Below are 18,247 nucleotides of genomic sequence, written 5' to 3'. Positions count from 1 at the left end.
CATAGGTCGTCAGGCACTGCCCGTGCGGCGGATTTTCCGGGAGAGCCGCTTCTGGCTGACAGGCCATCGGCCGGGCATGGCGCCTTCCCGCAACCGCCGCGCTTTCCTGCAGCATTCACAGTAGAATCCTCGTCTGAAATAAACAGCGACGAGGTTGCAGCGTTGGATTTACAGCAGGGCTTCGTCCTGACCCGGCATTGGCGCGACACGGACGCCGGCACCGAGGTGGAATTCTGGCTGGCCACCGATGAGGGTCCGCGCCAGGTGCGCCTGCCGTATCAGACTTCCGTCGCGTTTATCCCGGAGCAGCACCGCGAGCGCGCCGAGGCTGTGTTGCGCAACGAGCGCAACGTCGAGCTGAAGCCACTGGCGTTGTGTGATTTCCGCCATCGCCCGGTGCTCGGGCTGTACACGCGTCAGCACCGCCAGTTGATGAACCTGGAAAGCGACCTGCGCAAGGCCAGCGTCGACGTCTACGAAGCCGATATCCGCCCGCCCGAGCGTTACCTGATGGAGCGTTTCATCACCGCGCCGGTGCAGTTCGGCGGGCGGCCGGACGCCAATGGCCTGTTGCTGGACGCGCAACTCAGGCCTGATCCAAATTATCGACCGACCCTGAAACTGGTGTCGCTGGACATCGAAACCACCGAGCGCGGCGAGCTGTATTGCATTGGCCTTCATGGCTGCGGCGAGCGTCAGGTGTACATGCTTGGCCCGGCCAACGGCGATGACGCCGAGGTGAATTTCAAGCTCGAATACTGCGACACCCGCGTCGCGCTGCTGGCAAAACTCAACGAATGGATGGCCCACCATGACCCGGACGGGATCATCGGCTGGAACGTCGTGCAGTTCGATCTGCGCGTGCTGCACGAGCACTCGCGGCGCCTGAATGTGCCGCTGCGCCTGGGCCGGGGCGGCGAGGTGATGACCTGGCGCGAACACGGCGCACGCAACAATCACTTCTTCGCGGCGGCGGCCGGGCGGCTGATCATCGACGGCATCGAGGCGCTGCGTTCGGCGACCTGGAGCTTTCCTTCGTTCAGCCTGGAAAACGTCTCGCAGACGCTGCTGGGAGAAGGCAAAGCCATCAACAATCCGTATCAGCGCATGGACGAAATCAACCGTATGTTCGCCGAGGACAAGCCCGCGCTGGCGCGGTACAACCTCAAGGACTGCGAACTGGTCACGCAGATTTTTGCCAAGACCGAGCTGCTCACCTTCCTCCTCGAACGCGCCACGGTGACCGGCCTGCCGGTGGATCGCAGCGGCGGCTCGGTGGCCGCGTTCGAGCATTTGTACATCCCGCTGATGCACCGCCAGGGCTTCATCGCGCCGAACCTGGGCGAGCGCATGCCGGAGGCGAGCCCCGGCGGTTTCGTCATGGATTCACGGCCTGGGCTGTATGAATCGGTGTTGGTGCTCGATTACAAAAGCCTGTATCCGTCGATCATCCGCACCTTTCTGATTGACCCGGTGGGCTTGATCGAAGGCCTCAAGCACCCCGACGACAGCGAGTCGGTGGAAGGATTTCGTGGCGCGCGTTTTTCCCGAACCCGGCACTGTCTGCCGGCCATCGTTTCGCGGGTGGCCGAAGGGCGCGAGGTCGCCAAGCGCGAGCGCAATGCGCCGCTGTCCCAGGCGCTGAAAATCATCATGAACGCTTTCTACGGCGTGCTGGGGTCCAGCGGTTGTCGATTCTTCGACACGCGGCTGGCATCGTCGATCACCCTGCGCGGGCACGAGATCATGCACCAGACCCGGCTGCTGATCGAAGCCCAGGGTTATGAAGTGATTTACGGCGACACCGACTCGACGTTCGTCTGGCTGAAAAAAGCCCACGAGCAGGATGACGCAGCGAAGATCGGCACCGCGCTGGTCAAGCAGGTCAACGACTGGTGGCGCGCTCATGTGAAAGAGGCATACGGGCTAGAGAGTGCGCTCGAGCTGCAATTCGAAACCCACTTCAAGCGCTTTCTCATGCCGACCATTCGCGGCGCGGAGGAGGGCAGCAAGAAGCGCTATGCGGGATTGGTCACCCGCGCCGATGGCAAAGACGAAATGGTCTACAAGGGGCTGGAGGTGGTGCGCACCGATTGGTCGCCGCTGGCCCGGACCTTCCAGCAAGAGCTGTACCTGCGGATTTTCCAGCGTCAGCCGTTTCAGGAATACATTCGCGAGTACGTGGGCCGAACCCTCGCCGGCGAGCTCGACGGCCAACTGATCTACCGCAAGCGCCTGCGCCGGGCCCTCGACGATTACGAGCGCAACGTGCCGCCCCATGTGCGCGCCGCGCGGCTGGCCGATGAGTACAACCGCCAGCAGGGTCGGCCGTTGCAGTACCAGAATGGCGGCTGGATCAGCTACGTGATCACCGTCGCCGGACCCGAGCCGCTGGAAGTGCGGACGGCGGCGATCGACTACGACCACTACATCAGCAAACAGCTGCAGCCGATTGCCGACGCGATCCTGCCGTTCGTGATCTCGCGGACCATCGATCTCAGTTCCCAGGACCAGTTCAGCTTCGACTTCTGACCCGTCTTCTCACGCCAGCGGATTGATCCGCAGCGCCTCCAGCACCACGCGAAACGCTGCCGTGTGCTGGCGCCGGCTGGGGTAATACAGGTGATAGCCCTCGAACGGCTCGCACCAGTCGGCGAGCACTTCCACCAGTTCGCCCTGCTTGATGTGCCCGGCCACCAGCCCCTCGGGAAGCTGCGCCAGACCGACGCCGTCCAGGCACCCCTGAAGAATCTGAAACACGCTGTTCATGATCAACGGGCCGTCGACACGCACGCGGATGTCGCGGCCGTCTTTGGCGTACTCCCATTGATACAGCGCGCCGTGGGTCGGCAAGCGCAGGTTGATACAGCGGTGGCCGGGCAGGTCTTCGGGCACCCGCGGCATGGTGTGCCGCGCGAGGTACTCGGGGGACGCCACGGTCACCAGCCGCAACGGCGGGGCAATCGGCGCGGCGATCATGTCCGCCGCAAGGGTGTCTCCCAGGCGCACGCCAGCGTCGATGCGCTGGGCGACGATGTCGGTCAGGCCGTAGTCGGTGACCAGTTCGATGGTCATGTCAGGGTATTGATCAAGCAAGGGTTTGAGCCGTGGCCACAGGACGTAACGCGCGGCGAACTCGTCGGCGGTGATGCGCACCGTGCCGGACGGGCGGCCGCTGTGGGCGATGGCGGCGTTGACCTGTTCCTCGATGCCGTCGAGCAGCGGTGCCAGGCCCTTGAATAACTGCTCGCCGGCCTCGGTGCGGGTCACGCTGCGGGTCGTGCGGGTGAGCAAGCGAACGCCAAGACGCTCTTCAAGCAAGCGCATGGTCTGGCCAACGGCGGAGGGTGATATGCCCAGCGCGGCGGCGGCGCGGGTGAAATTGCCTTCGCGGCCCACTGCAACGAACACCGCCAGGTCATCCAGTTTGTAATCCGCCATTGCGAAGCGCTCCTTCATTTTGATCGAAGCATTCTACGGATACTGTCGGCAATGCGCCCTTGTTACGCTGCCTGAACACTTTCTGGAGGTCGCTATGAGCTCAACTGATTTATCTGCTGAAGACATGCAAATCCACCGCGCCGGCTCGGCCAAGGCCATCAAGGGCCCCGCAGACTGGTTCACCGGCGACGTGCGCATCGACCGGATTTTCAACGCGCCGGCACCGGCGCGGGTCGGTTTGGCCATCGTGAATTTCCAGCCGGGCGCGCGCACCAACTGGCACACCCATCCGCTGGGCCAGATCCTGCTGGTCACCGACGGCGTCGGCTGGACCCAGTGTGAAGGCGGGCCGAGAACCGAAATCCGTCCTGGCGATCTGATTTGGTGCAATTGCGGCCGTCGTCACTGGCACGGCGCGACCGACACCACCGCCATGCAACACGTCGCGGTCAATGAAGCGCTGGACGGCAAGCCGGTCGACTGGCTGGAGCCGGTGACCGAGCAGACGTACCTGGCCGGGCCAGTGAAAAAAGACTGAGGGGCTGGCGGGCGACGTTTATCGCGAGCGGGGTGTTCCTGCTCATCGCCGCGCTATTTGCGTGGAAGGTGGCGTGGAAGATGTCGCAGACCGCAGCGGTCGCTGGGTAAAGCAGGTAACGGGCGTGACGCACAAAGGCGTCACGCCGCAGCCTCACTCCTTCACATCCATGAAATCCTTGGCCCAGGCCACGTAATTTTCCGGGAAGGTGTAGGTGTGGGTCAGCTCCGTGGCGCTGTGGTTCGAGGTGCTGTGGGTCACCTGGCGCTGGGCGAGGAGGCTGTCGTAGGTGGCCTTGATCGCGGCGAAGTAGGCCGCGTGGCCGGCGACCACCACCCGCACGCCCAGATCGGCCAGGCGCTGAGGGTCATTGAGCTCGGGATTGCCGTAGGTCACCAGCATCAGTGGCACGCTGAGCTTTTCCGAAATCTGTTCCAAATGCTTGAAGTCCTTGATGCCCACGATGCAGATGCCGTCGGCGCCGGCCTTTTCGTAGGCGAGGGTGCGCTCGATGATGTCCTGGACCGGCAGCACGCCGGCGTTGGTCCGGGCGACGATCGTCAGTTCCGGGTCGACGCGGGCTTCAAGGGCGGCCTTGACCTTGCCGATGCCTTCTTCGATGGAGACCAGGTCCGTGGATTTGCGCCCGAATTGCGCGGGCAGCAAGGTGTCTTCGATGGTCAGCGCCGCCACACCGGCGCGCTCCAGTTCTTCTACGGTGCGCATGACGTTCAGGGCGTTGCCGTAGCCATGGTCGGCGTCGGCGATAAAAGGCAACTGCGCGACACGACCGATGCGGGTGGCCTGCTCGACGAATTCGCTCAGGGTAATCAGCGCAAAATCCGGCGCTGCCAACACCTGCAGCGACGCCACCGACCCCCCCAGAATCCCGACCTCAAAGCCCAGATCCGCGGCAATGCGCGCCGACATGGGATCGAACACTGAAGCCGTCTCGACGCATTGCTGCGAAGCCAACTGCTCACGGAATTTGCGACGCAAAGCGGAGTGGGAAATTCTGGACATAAGGCTTCCTGATTCAGGCCGTCATCGAAATGCCAGCAATGCTACCGCAAATTCAGGCTGAAACGTCTCACCTCGACGAGCGATGTGCATTGATTTGCATGGGTGGCCGCGCAGGGCTGATCTCCACAGCGCCTGGTAGGAACGGCTTCAGCCGGGAAGGCGTCAGCACCACGCCGCAGAATTGACGTGATCACACCGGCGTCTTCCCGGCTGAAGCCGGTCCTGCGGGAGCAGTCTTTCTGCCACCAGGTGATGCCGATCGTTCCCACGCTCTGCGTGGTAACGCCGCCCCGGACGCTCAGCGTCCAGCAGAGGACACGCATTCGAGAACGGGAGGTGACGCGGAGCGTCACAGGATGCATCCCCACGCGGAGCGTGGGGACGATCAAGCGCAGGGCTGACCTCTGCCGCGATTGGTAGGACCGGCTTCAGCCGGGAAGGGGCCAGGCCTTCCGCCGCAAACACCAAACGGTAAATACCAAAGCAAGCGCTTGCGTGAATCGATTCAGCTGTTTTAGGATTCAGCTGTTCCGAAATATTTCAAAGCAATACCCGAGTGCCACCCGCGAAGAGGTGGCCCAGGCATAAAAACAAGAAACCTCGGAGATTCACATGATCAGCTCGACTGCTCGATTGCCGCGTGTGCTGTCCGCGTTTGTCCCCTCGGAATCATCGGCCGTCCGGCCATGAGCGCCGTCCTCTCTCTGACTCCCCAGCCCGTGCTGGAAATGACCGCCATTTCCAAGACCTTCAACGGCCTGCGCGTGCTGAAAGATGTGGCCCTGAAGGTTTACGCCGGTGAAGTTCATGCCCTGATGGGCGAGAACGGCGCGGGCAAGTCGACGCTGATGAAGATTCTCTCCGGCGCTTACCAGGCCGACGCCGGCGGGGAGATCCGTATCGACGGCCAGGCCCTGAGCGCATTCGACCCGTTGTCTGCCAAAGCGCGCGGCATCGCCGTGATCTATCAGGAACTGAGCCTCTGCCCGAACCTCAGCGTCGCCGAGAACATTTACCTGGGCCGCGAACTGCGCCGTGGCTGGAGCATCGACCGCAAGGCGATGGAAGCCGGCTGCGTTGACGTACTGGTGCGACTGGGCGCCGATTTCAAACCGTCCACCACCGTCAGCGTGCTGTCCATTGCCGAGCGGCAACTGGTCGAGATTGCCCGGGCGCTGCACGCGAACGCGAAGATCCTGGTGATGGACGAGCCGACCACGCCGCTGTCGTCCCGGGAGACCGACCGCCTGTTCGCGCTGATCAAACAGCTGCGTGATCAGGGCCTGGCAATCATTTACATCAGCCATCGCATGGCCGAAATCTACGAACTGTCCGACCGGGTCTCGGTGCTGCGCGACGGCGAGTACGTGGGCATGCTGGAGCGTGACGCGTTGTCGGCCGAGGCGCTGGTGAAGATGATGGTCGGCCGCGACCTGTCCGGTTTCTACAAGAAAGAGCACGCCGCTTACGACCCCGGCGCGGTGGTCATGCGCGTGCGGGACATGGCCGACGGCAAGCGCGTCAAGCCGTGCAGTTTTGATCTGCACGCCGGCGAGGTGTTGGGCATTGCCGGACTGGTCGGGGCAGGGCGCACGGAACTGGCGCGTTTGATTTTCGCCGCCGACTCACGCACCTCCGGCACCCTCGAAGTTGCTGGCAAGGCGATCACTGATTTACGCAACCCCGCCGACGCCATCCGAGCCGGCGTGGTTTACCTGACCGAAGATCGCAAGTCCCAAGGCCTGTTTCTCGACATGAGCGTGCGCGACAACATCAATGTCTGCGCCTGCGTGCCTGACGCCCATGCCGGTGGCGTGCTGGATCGCGGCCGTGGCGCACAGCGTGCAATCGAGGCGATTCGTTCGCTGTCGATCCGCGTGGCCTCGGGCAAGGTCAATGTCGGCGCGCTGTCCGGCGGCAACCAGCAGAAGGTGCTGCTGGCGCGGCTGCTGGAGGTCAAGCCTCACGTGCTGATTCTCGACGAGCCCACCCGCGGCGTCGACATCGGCTCGAAGTCCGAGATCTACCGAATCATCAACGAACTGGCCAAGGCCGGCGTCGGCATTGTGGTGATCTCCAGCGAGCTGCCGGAAATCATCGGCACCTGCGACCGCGTGCTGATCATGCGTGAAGGGGAACTGGTGGCCGAAGTCGGCGGCGCGTCCGGGCAGGAGATATCCCAGGAGCGGATCATCGATCTGGCGACAGGCAGCGAGAACGCCGCAGCCGCCGCGGCCCACGGCGCCCGCGATACTTCCGACCACCCCATTCAACAACAATAAAAAGGAAACCAGGCCATGAGTCTGCCCCTGGAAAACTCGCCCACCGTTGCCGCCATCAGCAAGCGTGAACGCGTGCGCGAACTGATGCGCACCGTTGGCATGCTGCCGGTGCTGATTCTGTTGTTGATCGGCTTTTCGCTGATGACCGACACCTTCATGAGCTGGCAGAACCTCTCGATCATCACCCAGCAAGCGTCGGTCAACGTGGTGTTGGCAGCGGGGATGACCTTTGTGATCCTGACCGCCGGCATCGACCTGTCGGTGGGCGCGATTCTCGCGGCTTCAGCGGTGGTTGCCCTGCAAGCCTCGATGTCGCCGCAGTTCGGCATGTTTGGCATCGCCGCCGGCGTGGGTTTCGGCCTGCTGCTGGGGCTGGTCAACGGCGGGCTCATTGCGTTCATGCGCCTGCCGCCGTTCATCGTTACCCTCGGCGCGCTCACCGCCATGCGCGGCCTGGCGCGTCTGCTCGCCGACGACAAAACCGTGTTCAATCCCGACCTGCCGTTTGCCTTCATCGGCAACGACTCGGTGCTCGGCGTGCCGTGGCTGGTGATCATCGCTGTGGCGGTCATCGCGGTCTCGTGGTTCATCCTGCGCCGCACGGTGATGGGCGTGCAGATCTACTCGGTGGGCGGCAACCCCGAAGCGGCGCGGCTTTCCGGGATCAAGGTGTGGAAGGTGTTGCTGTTCGTCTACGCGGTGTCCGGTGCGCTGGCCGGGCTCGGCGCAGTGATGAGTGCCTCGCGCCTGTTCGCCGCCAACGGGCTGCAGCTGGGCCAGTCCTACGAGCTGGACGCCATTGCAGCGGTCATCCTCGGTGGCACCAGTTTCACCGGCGGCGTGGGCACCATCGGTGGCACGCTGATCGGTGCGCTGATCATCGCGGTGCTGACCAATGGCCTGGTGCTGCTGGGCGTCTCCGATATCTGGCAATACATCATCAAAGGCATCGTGATCATCGGTGCGGTGGCGCTGGATCGCTATCGCCAGTCCGGTGCGCGGACCTGATCAACCGCTGTTTTGCTCCATGCGTTTCAACCAAGACTCCGACAATAATCACAAGAGAGAACCCATGAACGTCAAACGCAAATTCCCCGCTGTCGTGTCCCTGTGCCTGGCGGCATTGCTGTCTCAGGGCGTCGAAGCCCGCGAGCTGAAATCCGTCGGGATCACCCTGGGTTCCCTGGGCAACCCGTATTTCGTCACCCTGGCCGACGGCGCCAAGGCCAAGGCCATGGAGCTCAACCCCGCTGTCAAAGTGACCTCCGTCTCCGCCGATTACGACCTGAGCAAGCAGTTTTCGCAAATCGATAACTTCATTGCGTCGGGGGTCGATCTGATCCTGATCAACGCCGTGGACCCGAAAGCCATTGCTTCAGCGATCAAGAAGGCCCAGGCCGCCGGCATCAAGGTCGTGGCCGTGGACGTGAGCGCCGCCGGCGTCGACGCCACCGTTCAGACCGACAACGTCGAAGCGGGCAAGCTGGCCTGCCAGTTCATCGTCGACAAGCTGTCGGGCAAGGGCAACGTGATCATCCAGAACGGCCCGCAAGTCACCGCCGTCACCGACCGCGTCGCCGGTTGCAAATCGGCCTTCGCCGCTGCGCCGGACATCAAGATTCTCTCCGACGATCAGGACGCCAAAGGCTCTCGCGAAGGTGGCCTGAATGCGATGCAGGGTTACCTGACCCGCTTCCCGAAAATCGACGGTCTGTTCGCGATCAACGACCCTCAGGCGATCGGTAGTGACTTGGCCGCCAAGCAACTGAAACGCAGCGGCATCATCATTACGTCGGTGGACGGCGCGCCGGACATCGAGCAGGCCCTCAAGGCCGACACCTCGATTCAGGCCTCGGCCAGCCAGGATCCGTGGGCGATGGCGCAGCAGGCGGTGGTCATCGGCAACGACCTGCTCAACGACAAAAAGCCGGCTGAAGCGGTCACCCAGCTGACGCCGAAACTGATCACCCGCGACAACGTTGGTACTTACAGCGGCTGGTCCAGCAAGCACTGAGACGCAGGCTTTAAGGAGTCGGCGCAGTGATCAAGATGGAAGACGTGGCGAAGCGGGCGCGGGTATCGACGTCGACCGTCTCCCATGTGCTCAACGGCACGCGCAAGGTCAGCGCCAAAACGATTGAAGCGGTGCAGCGAGCGGTTCAGGAATTGGGCTACATTCCCAATACCCTGGCGCGCTCGCTTGCCCGTTCGCGCACCCACACCATCGGTGTGGCGATCTCGGCGCTGTCGAACCACTATTTCAGCGAGACGGTGCACGCCATCGAAACCGAATGCGCGCGCCACGGCATCATGATGTTGTTCGTGGACACCCACGACGATCCCGACCAGGAACTGCAGGTGGTTCAGGCGCTGCACCATCGGCGTGTGGACGGCATTCTGCTTGCGCCGTCGAGCGATCCGCAGCAGGCAGCGTTGACTTACTTGCGCAGCAACGCCATTCCCAGCGTGCTGGTGGACCGCATGGCGGTCGAGGGTTTCGATCAGGTCGGCGTCGAGAATCGCCAGTCCACCGCTGAGTTGGTGACGCACTTGATCGGCCATGGTCATCGGCGCATCGGCATGATCGCCGGCCATCGTGGGCTGAGCACGACGGAGGAACGCATCGAGGGTTACCGGCAGGCGCTCGTTGAAGCTGATGTGCCGTGGGATCCGCAGTTGTTGATCGACGGTGAGTCGAACAGCGAATCCGCGCGGGTCGCCACTTCAGCACTGTTGCGCCTGAACCCGCCGCCCACGGCGATTCTGGCGGCGAACAACCTGATGACCATCGGCGCCATGCACGCGCTGCGCGATGCCACTATCGAGGTGCCGGGGCAGATGGCGCTGGTGGGTTTCGATGATTTTGACTGGGCGGATTTTTTCTTGCCGCGCTTGAGCGTCATTGCCCAACCGGTGCAGGCCCTGGGCGCGCGCGCGGTGCAGTTGCTGCTGCAGCGCATTGATGCACCCGAGGGTAAACGAGTGTCGGAGCGACTGGCGCCGACGCTACGCATTCGCAATTCGTGTGGATGCCCTTGAGGGGCCGCTGCCAGGCACCGAATATTTCAGGAACCGGACTTTCATGAATCAGCTTGTTTCCCTGGGCATCGACCTCGGCACGTCCGAACTCAAGGCCATTTTGCTGGATGCCGACGGCGAGGTGCTGGCCCAGGCCGGTGCGCGCGTGGAAGTCAGTCGGCGGCAGTCGGGCTGGTCGGAGCAGAACCCCGATGATTGGTGGCAGGCCTGCCTGTCAGCCCTCGGGCAGTTGCGGACAAGCGATCCTCAGGCATGGGCGAGGATCGGCTGCATCGGTTTGTCGGGGCAGATGCACGGCGCGGTTCTGCTGGATGCGGCCGAGCAGGTGCTGTATCCGGCGATTCTCTGGGACGACTCCCGCGCCGTGCAGCAGGCGTCGCAGCTTAACGAAGATTTCCCGCATTACGCCGAGGTCACCGGCAGCCTGGCCATGGCCGGGCTTACCGCGCCGAAGCTGTTGTGGATGCAGCAGAACGAACCGCAGGTGTTCGCGCGCATCGCCAGCGTGTTGTCGCCGAAGGATTACTTGCGCTTGCTGCTGACCGGCGAGCAGGTCAGTGACATGTCCGACGCCGCCGGCACCTTGTGGCTGGATGTGGCGAAGCGCCAATGGTATGCGCCGATGCTCCGCGCCACCGGGCTGAACCTGGAGCAGATGCCCCGGTTGCTGGAAGCCGATCAAATGTCCGCCGTACTCGGCGCCGACGCGGCGCAGGCACTGGGTTTGCCGCAGGGTCTGCCCGTGGCCGCAGGCGGTGGTGATAACCCGGTCTCGGCGGTGGGCATCGGCGCGATCAACGCCGGCGATGCGTTCGTCACCCTCGGCACCAGCGCGGCCATCGTCGCGATCACCGATCATCCGGCGGGCCATCCGGCCAGCGCCGTACACAGCTTTTGCCACGCACTGCCGCAGCGCTGGTACACCATGGGCGCAATGCTGGCCGGAGCGAGTTGCCTGCGCTGGGTCACTCGATTGTTGGGTCAGACCAGTGAGCAGGCCTTGCTCGATCAGGTTCACGCTGCGTTGCCGGTCGATCGGCCGGTGGCGGTTTCAAATCCGCTGTTTCTGCCGTACCTCGCCGGTGAGCGCACGCCCCACAACGACCCGCTGTTGCGCGGTGGGTTCATGAGCCTGGGCCATGACAGCACGCCCGCAATGTTGGGTTACGCGGTGCTTGAAGGCGTCGGTTTCGGGCTGCTGGACGCGATGAACGCTACGCTGTCGGCCGGCGCCACGGTCAACGCCTGCGCCCTGGTGGGCGGCGGCGCACGCAGCGAATACTGGGCGCAGTTGCTGGCCAACATTCTGGATCGCGAGGTGTACACGCTGCACGGCAGCGAACTCAGCGCGTGCATCGGCGCGGCAAAGCTTGGGTTTTTGTCGATCGGCGAAGGGGCTGAGCTGTTGAAAAGGGGAATGCCGGTGAAGGCGCGCTATCAGCCGATGCCGGAAGTGCAGGGTACGTTGCAGGTGCGTCATCAGAGATTTCGCGGGTTATTGACGGCAGCGAAGGGGTTACGGGAGTGAAACCGAGATGACCACGACGATCAAGCGACTAACCCCTGAATATGCGGCGGCTTATCGAGCACTGATGCTCGACGCTTACCGTCTGCACCCGGAGGCGTTTACCTCCGATGTCAGCGAGCGCGAAGCGTTGCCGATCGGCTGGTGGGAGAAGCGGCTGGGAGTGGGCTCTGAGGTGGCGGATGTGGTGTTTGGCGCTGTTGATGGGGGCCATCTGTTGGGGGTTGCCGGTCTTTCTGTTGAAAGCAGAAAGAAGGCCCGTCATAAATCCACGCTGTTCGGGATGTACGTTCCGCACGCCCATCGCGGCAAGGGTCTCGGGCGGGATTTGGTTGCAGGCGTGCTGGATCATGCACGGGGCCAGTCGCAGCTGTTGCTTGTTCAGTTGACGGTTACGCAGGGCAATCGCAGCGCCCAGGGCCTTTATGAGCGGATGGGGTTTGAGGTGTTTGGCGTGGAGCCGTATGCGGTGGCGGTGGGCGAGGGGTATGTTTCAAAGGTGCATATGTGGTGCGATTTGAAAGGGATAACGGCAGGCGATTGAGGGCAGATCAAGATCCTTAAGGTCAAGATTCTTAAGATCAAGATCCTTAAGTCAAGAGCGTCTGCCTGGGGGCAGACTGTTTCGCCTTCGGCGAGTTACTTGGAAAAGCACCCCAAGTAACCAAGGGTGCTTGCTCCTGGTTGGGCCCGACTTCGTCGGGTTCCTTCACTCCGGTCCCGCTCCGTGGGCCCGCGCCGAACGGGCATCCATGCCCTGACGGCGCTCTCGCCGCATCCATGCGGCTCGGCCCACTGCGCGAGACCTGCGTTCAGCCTGCACCCAAGTCGCGATTGGCGGTGTCTGGGCTATTTGTGTAGGAAGATCAAAAGCAGATCAAAGGCAGATGCAGATCAAAAGCTTCCCGGCTGAAGCCGGTCCCACTGACTAAATGCGCATTCACTGTGGGAGCCGGCTTGCTGGCGAACTCGGGGGATCTGAAACGAAGATATCGACTGACCCACCGCATTCGCCAGCAAGCCGGCTCCTACAGATCGTGGCTGCCCGCGGTGTTCATGTGGGACCGGCTTTAGCCGGGAATGGACGCGGAGCGTCCTGGGATGCATGCCCACGTGGAGCGTAGGCACTATCAAGATTGTTGGCGTCTGGGCTGGCCTTTTCCCGGCTGAAGCCGGTCCTACAGGGGTACGCGGTGTTTTTGTAGGACCGGCTTTAGCCGGGAAGCCTTTGATCTGCCCTTGATCTTGATCTTCCACCGCGATAGTACAAACACCGCAAAACGCGACTTGGGTGCAGGCCGAACGCAGACGATGCGCAGTGGGCCGAGCCGCATGGATGCGGCGAGAGCGCCGTCAGGACATGGATGTCCGTTCGGCGCGGGCCCACGGAGCGTCGTCGGAGTGAGGGTATTCCGACGAAGGAGGAACCCAACCAGGAGCAAGCACCTTTGGTTACTTGGGGTGCTTTTCCAAGTAACTCGCCGAAGGCGAAATGCTCTGCCGTTAGGCAGAGCCGCTGTAGATCTTGATCTTGAGATCTTGATCTTGAGATCTTGATCCTGGCCTTACAACAGAGCGGCCCCGACCAGGCCACTCAGGACCCCGACCAGCATGGTCAACACCCCCACGATCACCAGCACCTTGGCGTCGAAGGATTTACGCAGCATCAGCAGCGACGGCAGGCTCACGCTCGGCAGAGTCATGAGCAGTGCCACAGCCGGCGCCGTCCCCAGTCCCAAGGCCAGCAGCGTCTGCACGATCGGGATTTCAGCAGCGGTCGGGATCACAAACAGCGTGCCGACGATCGCCAGCGGCACCAGCCACAACAGGCTGTTGCCCATCGCGCCGTCCACGTGTGGGAACAGCCAGACCCGCGCGGCGCCCAGAATCAGCACGGAGATGACGTAAATCGGGATGGTGGTCCAGAACAACTGCCAAATCGTCTTGCCCCAACGCACCAGCAGGCTGCCTTCGTCCGGCATTTCGGCGTTGGCCACGGCCTCCAGCGCCTGCTCTGGCACCACTTCCGGGCGGGAGATGCGTTGCGCAATCAGGGAAACACCGATCACCAGCACCAGGCCCGCCACCAGTCGCAGGGCCGTAAAACCCCAGCCCAGCACGAAACCCATGAACACCAGCGTGGCCGGATTGAGCACCGGGTTGGCGATCCAGAAGGCCAATGCCGCGCCCACCGAGACGTTCTGCTTGCGCAAGCCCGCAGCCACGGGCGCTGCGCAGCAGCTGCACATCATCCCCGGCAGGGCGAACAGGCCGCCGCGAATCGTCGAACCCAGCCCGGCGCGGCCGAACATTTTCAGCAGCCAGTCCCGGGGGATCAGCACCTGCAGCAGCGAGCCGAGGATGACTGCCAGCACGGCGGCCTTCCAGATGGCCAGAAAATAGACCTGGGCGTAGGCCAGCGCGGCGGCCCACGGTGTGGCCGGGTTGTCGTTGATGATCGAGCCGCCGATGTTATGGGTGTCGGCGGCGATGAAGGACTTCAGGTAATACGGCGACCACTTGACGTAGTACAAGCCGATGGCGGCCACCAGCAGGAAGGCCAGGGGTTTCCACCAGAACGACCAGCCGCGGCGTTCGGAGGTGAGCGGAAGGGCAGTCATGACAGGCACCAGAGCAGGAAATCGAGGGGGCGGCATGATACGCCGTGGCCGGGCATTATAGTAGGTGTCGCAAGGTATGTCGGCTCACGCCCGTCCGCCGAAATCCAGCCCGGAGGCGCGCAACAGTTCCTGGGTGTAGGGCTGGCGCGGGTTGCCGAAGATCTCCCGCGCCGCGCCTTGCTCGACCACTTTGCCGTCCTTGATTACCAGCACGTCGTGGGCCAGGGCGTGAACCACGGCCAGGTCGTGGCTGATGAACAGATAACTGAGGCCGTGGCGAATCTGCAGATCCCGCAGCAGCGCGATGATCTGCTTTTGCACCGTGCGGTCCAGCGCAGAAGTGGGTTCGTCGAGGAGGATCAGCTCCGGTTCCAGCACCAGCGCCCGGGCAATGGCCACGCGCTGGCGCTGACCGCCGGAGAATTCGTGGGGGTAACGATGGCGGCTGCCCGGGTCGAGACCGACTTCGCCGAGCACGCGAATCACTGTCTCTTCACGCTGGGCCGGGGTGCCGATGCTGTGGGTCAGCAGCCCTTCGGCGATGATCTGCTGCACCGTCATGCGCGGACTCAGGCTGCCGAACGGGTCCTGAAACACCACCTGAATGCGCTTGCGCAAGGGCCGCATCAGTTGCTGGCTGCGCAGGCTCAGCTCCTTGTTGCCGAAGCGGATGCTGCCTTCGGAATCGATCAGCCGCAGGATCGCCTGGCCCAGGGTCGATTTGCCCGACCCGGACTCGCCGACGATGCCGAGGGTCTGGCCCTTCAACAGCTCGAAACTCACCCCATCCACCGCCTTGATGTACTGCCGCTCGCGCCGCAACAAAGGTTTGGGCAGGGGAAACCAGACCTTGAGCGCGTCCACCGACAGCAGCGTCTGGGTGTGCTCGCCGGGCACCGGTTCGCCGTCGGGTTCGGCATTGATCAGCAGGCGGCTGTAGGGGTGTTGCGGATCGGCGAACAGCGTTTGGCACTCGGCCTGTTCGACGATTTCGCCGGCGCGCATCACGCAGACCCGCTGGGCGACGCGCCTGACCAGATTGAGGTCATGGCTGATCAGCAGTAGCGACATACCCAGCCGTTGTTGCAGGGATTTGAGCAGCTCCAGAATCTTCAACTGCACCGTGACGTCCAGCGCAGTCGTGGGCTCGTCGGCGATCAGCAGCTCGGGTTCGTTGGCCAGGGCCATAGCGATCATCACCCGCTGGCGCTGGCCGCCGGACAGTTGATGGGGCAGGGCCTTGAGCCGCTGCGGCGGGTTCTGAATGCCCACCAGCCCGAGCAACTCCAGGGTGCGCTCGCGGGCGGCCTTGCCCTTGAGGCCTTTGTGCAGGGCGAGGATTTCGCCGATCTGTTTCTCCACGGTGTGCAGCGGGTTCAGCGAGGTCATCGGCTCCTGAAAGATCATGGCGATGCGGTTGCCGCGCAGCCCCCGCAGTGCTTTGTCGCTGGCTTTAAGCAGATCGACGCCCTTGTAGCGAATGCTGCCCTGGGTGCTCACGGACTTGGCCGGCAGCAGGCGCAGGATCGAATGCGCGGTCACGGACTTGCCCGAGCCTGATTCGCCGACCAGCGCCAGACACTCGCCGGGCTGGATGTCGAGGTCGATGCCGTGCACGACTTCGGCGCCGTTGAAGGCCACGCGCAGGTTGCGGATCTGGATCAGAGGGTCAGTCATGGCAGCGCTCAAGTTCGGGGATCGAAAGCGTCACGGCAGGCTTCGCCGATGAACACCAGTAGCGTGAGGATCAGCGCCAGGGCACAGAACGCCGTGACGCCCAGCCACGGCGCCTGCAAGTTGCGTTTGGCCTGGCCGATCAGTTCGCCCAGGGACGCGCTTTCAGCGGGCATGCCGAAGCCGAGGAAATCCAGCGCGGTCAGTGTGGCGATAGCGCCGGTGACAATGAATGGCAGGTAGGTGAGGGTGCTGGTCATGGCATTGGGCAGAATGTGCCGCCACATCAGCGCGCCGTCGCTGAGGCCCAGGGCGCGGGCGGCTTTGACGTACTCCAGATTGCGCCCGCGCAGGAACTCGGCGCGCACTACGTCCACCAGCGCCAGCCAGGAAAACAGCGACATGATCCCCAGCAGCCACCAGAAGTCCGGCTCGACGAAACCGGACAGAATGATCAGCAGGTACAGCACCGGCAGCCCCGACCAGACCTCCTGCAAGCGCTGGCCGATCAAATCCGCCAGCCCGCCGTAATAGCCCTGAAACGCCCCGGCGAACACGCCGATGACCGTGCTGATGGCGGTCAGCGCCAAGGCAAAGAGGATCGACACGCGGGTGCCGAACAGCACCCGCGCCATCACGTCCCGGGCCTGGTCGTCGGTGCCCAGCCAGTTGCGCGCGCTGGGCGGGCTGGGCGAGGGCTCGCGGAGTTCGTAATTGACCGTGTCGTAGCTGAAGGGGATGGGTGCGAAGAGCATCCAGCCGCCCTTGTCGGCGATCAGTTTGCGCACGTAGTCGCTGGAATAGTCCGGCTCGAAAGGCAGCTCGCCGCCGAAGTCGGTTTCCAGGTATTGATGCACGGCCGGGAAGTACAGATGGCCCTGATAGCGGACGATCAACGGCTTGTCGTTGGCGATCAGTTCGCCGCACAGGCAGATGACCAACAGCGCCACGAACAGCCACAGCGACCACCAGCCCCGCCGGTTGGCCTTGAAATTGGCCAGGCGGCGCTGGTTTTGCGGGGAAAACTCGAACATCAGGCGCTCCTCGCGGAAAAGTCGATGCGCGGGTCGACCAGCGTGTAGCACAGGTCGCCCACCAGCTTGATCAACAGGCCGAACAGGGTGAACAGAAACAGCGTGCCGAAGACCACCGGGTAATCCCGGGACACCGCCGCTTCGTAGCTCATGCGGCCGGTGCCATCGAGGCCGAAGATGGTTTCGATCAGCAGCGAGCCGGCGAAGAACACCTCGATCAGCGCCTGGGGAATGCCCGCCACCACCAGCAGCATGGCGTTGCGGAACACGTGGCCGTAGAGCACGCGCTGCTCGCTGAGGCCCTTGGCCCGGGCGGTGACCACGTACTGGCGGCCGATCTCGTTGAGGAAGCTGTTTTTGGTGAGGATGGTCAGGGTCGCGAAGCCGCCGATGACCAGCGCGCTGACCGGGAGCACCAGATGCCAGAGGTAATCGCGCAGCTTGCCCAGCGGCGAGAGACTGTCGAAGTCGTCGGAGAACAGCCCCTGGGCCGGAAACCAGCTCCAGTAGCTGCCGCCGGCAAACACCACGATCAGCAGAATGGCGAACAGGAACGCCGGGATGGCGTAGCCGATGATGATCACCGTGCTGCTCCAGACATCGAAGCGGCTGCCATGCAGCACGGCCTTGCGGATGCCCAGCGGGATCGAGATCAGGTACGTGATGAGTGTCGCCCACAGCCCTAGGGAGATCGTCACCGGCAGCTTTTGCAGAATCAGCCCGGTCACCGTGGCGCCGCGAAAGAAGCTGCTGCCGAAGTCCAGCTGCGCGTAATGGGTCAGCATCAGCCACAGCCGCTCGTGCAGCGGCTTGTCGAACCCGTATTGGTGCTTGATGGCTTCCACCAGTTCAGGGTCCAGGCCTTGGGCGCCCCGGCTGATCCCGCCGGTGGCCGCCACTTCGCCACCGCCGCCACCAATGCCGCCCGTTGGGGCCATGCCCTGAACCCGGGCGATGGCTTGTTCGACGGGACCGCCCGGCGCCGCCTGCACGATAAGGAAATTGACCACCAGAATGCACAGCAGCGTGGGAATGATCAGCAACAGGCGACGCAGGGTGTAGGCGAGCAT

Annotated in this window: 14 protein-coding genes; 8 read left to right on the top strand and 6 right to left on the bottom strand. The window is 63.4% G+C overall.

Annotation, left to right across the window (positions count from 1 at the left end; all coding sequences use genetic code 11):
• The first annotated feature begins 162 nt into the window (after nucleotides 1–162).
• The gene (locus tag AC0Z8Z_RS12485) at nucleotides 163–2,532 is read left to right on the top strand and encodes a DNA polymerase II (protein ID WP_485619311.1); all 2,370 of its coding nucleotides are present in this window, start codon (nucleotides 163–165) and stop codon (nucleotides 2,530–2,532) included.
• A gap of 9 nt (nucleotides 2,533–2,541) precedes the next feature.
• Here the strand turns inward: AC0Z8Z_RS12485 and AC0Z8Z_RS12480 are convergent, their stop codons facing one another.
• Nucleotides 2,542–3,441 carry a LysR family transcriptional regulator gene (locus AC0Z8Z_RS12480; RefSeq protein ID WP_485619310.1) on the bottom strand — a complete coding sequence of 300 codons (900 nt, stop codon included), beginning with the start codon at nucleotides 3,439–3,441 and terminating at the stop codon, nucleotides 2,542–2,544.
• Between the two features lie 94 nt (nucleotides 3,442–3,535).
• Here AC0Z8Z_RS12480 and AC0Z8Z_RS12475 point away from each other — a divergent pair, with 94 nt between their 5' ends.
• Nucleotides 3,536–3,979: a (R)-mandelonitrile lyase gene (locus AC0Z8Z_RS12475; RefSeq protein ID WP_485619309.1), complete on the top strand. Its 444-nt coding sequence runs from the start codon at nucleotides 3,536–3,538 to the stop codon at nucleotides 3,977–3,979.
• Nucleotides 3,980–4,132: 153 nt separating this feature from the next.
• Here the strand turns inward: AC0Z8Z_RS12475 and AC0Z8Z_RS12470 are convergent, their stop codons facing one another.
• Nucleotides 4,133–5,002 (bottom strand): isocitrate lyase/PEP mutase family protein, encoded by an 870-nt coding sequence (locus tag AC0Z8Z_RS12470; protein WP_485619308.1) that lies wholly within the window; start codon nucleotides 5,000–5,002, stop codon nucleotides 4,133–4,135.
• Nucleotides 5,003–5,688: 686 nt separating this feature from the next.
• Between AC0Z8Z_RS12470 and AC0Z8Z_RS12465 the strand changes: the two genes are divergently transcribed.
• The 6 genes from AC0Z8Z_RS12465 to AC0Z8Z_RS12440 all read left to right on the top strand — a co-directional run bounded on the left by AC0Z8Z_RS12465 (nucleotide 5,689) and on the right by AC0Z8Z_RS12440 (nucleotide 12,392).
• A complete protein-coding gene (locus tag AC0Z8Z_RS12465) occupies nucleotides 5,689–7,284 on the top strand; it encodes a sugar ABC transporter ATP-binding protein (protein WP_485619307.1) in 1,596 nt (531 codons plus the stop codon).
• 15 nt (nucleotides 7,285–7,299) lie between these two features.
• Nucleotides 7,300–8,292 (top strand): ABC transporter permease subunit, encoded by a 993-nt coding sequence (locus tag AC0Z8Z_RS12460; RefSeq protein WP_172612481.1) that lies wholly within the window; start codon nucleotides 7,300–7,302, stop codon nucleotides 8,290–8,292.
• Between the two features lie 64 nt (nucleotides 8,293–8,356).
• Entirely contained in the window at nucleotides 8,357–9,298 is a 942-nt protein-coding gene (locus AC0Z8Z_RS12455; protein WP_485619306.1) for an ABC transporter substrate-binding protein, read from the top strand.
• A gap of 26 nt (nucleotides 9,299–9,324) precedes the next feature.
• Complete coding sequence (locus AC0Z8Z_RS12450; RefSeq protein WP_485619305.1) at nucleotides 9,325–10,323, top strand: LacI family DNA-binding transcriptional regulator; 999 nt, start codon at nucleotides 9,325–9,327, stop codon at nucleotides 10,321–10,323.
• Nucleotides 10,324–10,366: 43 nt separating this feature from the next.
• Nucleotides 10,367–11,851 carry a xylulokinase gene (xylB, locus tag AC0Z8Z_RS12445; RefSeq protein WP_485619304.1) on the top strand — a complete coding sequence of 495 codons (1,485 nt, stop codon included), beginning with the start codon at nucleotides 10,367–10,369 and terminating at the stop codon, nucleotides 11,849–11,851.
• Nucleotides 11,852–11,858: 7 nt separating this feature from the next.
• Nucleotides 11,859–12,392: a GNAT family N-acetyltransferase gene (locus AC0Z8Z_RS12440; RefSeq protein ID WP_485619303.1), complete on the top strand. Its 534-nt coding sequence runs from the start codon at nucleotides 11,859–11,861 to the stop codon at nucleotides 12,390–12,392.
• A 1,021-nt stretch (nucleotides 12,393–13,413) separates the two neighbouring features.
• On the opposite strand, the gene AC0Z8Z_RS12435 is transcribed toward AC0Z8Z_RS12440, so the two are convergent.
• From AC0Z8Z_RS12435 to AC0Z8Z_RS12420, 4 genes are all read right to left on the bottom strand, one after another.
• Complete coding sequence (locus tag AC0Z8Z_RS12435; RefSeq protein WP_485619302.1) at nucleotides 13,414–14,469, bottom strand: permease; 1,056 nt, start codon at nucleotides 14,467–14,469, stop codon at nucleotides 13,414–13,416.
• An 84-nt stretch (nucleotides 14,470–14,553) separates the two neighbouring features.
• On the bottom strand, nucleotides 14,554–16,146 hold the full coding sequence (locus AC0Z8Z_RS12430) for an ABC transporter ATP-binding protein (RefSeq protein ID WP_485619301.1): 1,593 nt from the start codon (nucleotides 16,144–16,146) through the stop codon (nucleotides 14,554–14,556).
• 8 nt (nucleotides 16,147–16,154) lie between these two features.
• The gene (locus AC0Z8Z_RS12425; RefSeq protein WP_485619300.1) at nucleotides 16,155–17,177 is read right to left on the bottom strand and encodes an ABC transporter permease; all 1,023 of its coding nucleotides are present in this window, start codon (nucleotides 17,175–17,177) and stop codon (nucleotides 16,155–16,157) included.
• Nucleotides 17,177–18,247, bottom strand: coding sequence for a microcin C ABC transporter permease YejB (locus AC0Z8Z_RS12420; RefSeq protein ID WP_485619299.1), 1,071 nt, complete (start codon nucleotides 18,245–18,247; stop codon nucleotides 17,177–17,179). The genes AC0Z8Z_RS12425 and AC0Z8Z_RS12420 overlap by 1 nt, the downstream gene beginning before the upstream one ends.

Source organism: Pseudomonas sp. 1L-C-7-B-C1 (assembly GCF_057291635.1).
Note: the sequence above shows the minus strand (reverse complement) of the source record. Positions and strands in the feature narration are given on the sequence as shown.

What these genes read in the sequence shown, in the direction of transcription:
- AC0Z8Z_RS12455 (WP_485619306.1), top strand. Translation starts at nt 8,357, where the DNA reads ATGAACGTCAAACGCAAATTCCCCGCTGTCGTGTCCCTGTGCCTGGCG.
- AC0Z8Z_RS12430 (WP_485619301.1), bottom strand. Translation starts at nt 16,146, where the DNA reads ATGACTGACCCTCTGATCCAGATCCGCAACCTGCGCGTGGCCTTCAAC.
- AC0Z8Z_RS12470 (WP_485619308.1), bottom strand. Translation starts at nt 5,002, where the DNA reads ATGTCCAGAATTTCCCACTCCGCTTTGCGTCGCAAATTCCGTGAGCAG.
- AC0Z8Z_RS12480 (WP_485619310.1), bottom strand. Translation starts at nt 3,441, where the DNA reads ATGGCGGATTACAAACTGGATGACCTGGCGGTGTTCGTTGCAGTGGGC.
- AC0Z8Z_RS12425 (WP_485619300.1), bottom strand. Translation starts at nt 17,177, where the DNA reads ATGTTCGAGTTTTCCCCGCAAAACCAGCGCCGCCTGGCCAATTTCAAG.
- AC0Z8Z_RS12435 (WP_485619302.1), bottom strand. Translation starts at nt 14,469, where the DNA reads ATGACTGCCCTTCCGCTCACCTCCGAACGCCGCGGCTGGTCGTTCTGG.
- AC0Z8Z_RS12420 (WP_485619299.1), bottom strand. Translation starts at nt 18,247, where the DNA reads ATGCTCGCCTACACCCTGCGTCGCCTGTTGCTGATCATTCCCACGCTG.
- AC0Z8Z_RS12460 (WP_172612481.1), top strand. Translation starts at nt 7,300, where the DNA reads ATGAGTCTGCCCCTGGAAAACTCGCCCACCGTTGCCGCCATCAGCAAG.
- AC0Z8Z_RS12440 (WP_485619303.1), top strand. Translation starts at nt 11,859, where the DNA reads ATGACCACGACGATCAAGCGACTAACCCCTGAATATGCGGCGGCTTAT.
- xylB (WP_485619304.1), top strand. Translation starts at nt 10,367, where the DNA reads ATGAATCAGCTTGTTTCCCTGGGCATCGACCTCGGCACGTCCGAACTC.
- AC0Z8Z_RS12475 (WP_485619309.1), top strand. Translation starts at nt 3,536, where the DNA reads ATGAGCTCAACTGATTTATCTGCTGAAGACATGCAAATCCACCGCGCC.
- AC0Z8Z_RS12465 (WP_485619307.1), top strand. Translation starts at nt 5,689, where the DNA reads ATGAGCGCCGTCCTCTCTCTGACTCCCCAGCCCGTGCTGGAAATGACC.